We start from the raw sequence: 624 nt of genomic DNA, 5'->3' as shown, positions 1-624 counted from the left end.
ACCGCCTCGTTCCACGCGGCCCGGTCGTCGAAGTCGCCCGGTGCCACGACGACGGCGGCGATCCCGGCCTCGCGGGCGAGGTCGAGTCCGCCCGCGTCGGCCTTGTCCGACACGACGCCCACGACGCGCGCCCCGTAGGCGGCGTCGTCGTGCGCGGCGAGGATCGCGGCGAGGTTGCTGCCGGCGCCCGAGACGAGGACGACGACGCGGGCGGCGGAGGTGGACTCGACGGGGTGGCCGGACGGCGTCTGCACGGTGCTCCTGCGGGTGTCGGGTGGCTCGGGGTGGCTCGAGGTGCTCGAATGTCGGGGTCGGCGGGAGGCGCTGGGCACACCCTCCCGGGCACCCGGCCTCCGATGGGAGAATGTACCGCGAGCCGCCCGACCGACCGAGGAGCTGCCCGTGGGCAACCCGTACGCACCGCCCCGTCCCGACGCGCCGCAGCAGCCTCGCCGCGATCCTCGCCGCGCACGACGACGCCGCCTACGGGGCGCGCGTCGTGGGCGTCGTGTCGGACAAGGCCGACGCGGGCGGACTCGACCTCGCCCGCGAGGCCGGGATCGCCGCCGTCGTCGTGGCACCGGGCGACTTCGACGACCGGGCCGCGTGGAACGAGGCGGTCGC

General features: G+C 76.8%; 1 protein-coding gene and 1 pseudogene. One reads left to right on the top strand and one right to left on the bottom strand.

Annotated features, from left to right (window positions below; genetic code table 11):
- Window positions 1–254, bottom strand: a 254-nt coding sequence (locus tag A0J59_RS01535) for a formyltransferase family protein (RefSeq protein ID WP_304439880.1), incomplete at its 3' end; no start/stop codon positions are given.
- Window positions 255–364: 110 nt separating this feature from the next.
- On the opposite strand from A0J59_RS01535, the pseudogene A0J59_RS01530 reads away from it, so the two are divergent.
- Window positions 365–624, top strand: a pseudogene (locus tag A0J59_RS01530) (phosphoribosylglycinamide formyltransferase); the annotation flags it as partial.

Origin of the sequence: Cellulosimicrobium sp. I38E, assembly GCF_001647255.1 — a bacterium.
Taxonomy (GTDB): domain Bacteria; phylum Actinomycetota; class Actinomycetes; order Actinomycetales; family Cellulomonadaceae; genus Cellulosimicrobium; species Cellulosimicrobium cellulans_E.
The sequence above is the reverse complement of the archived record's forward strand: the minus strand, read 5'-3'. Positions and strand labels throughout refer to the sequence as shown.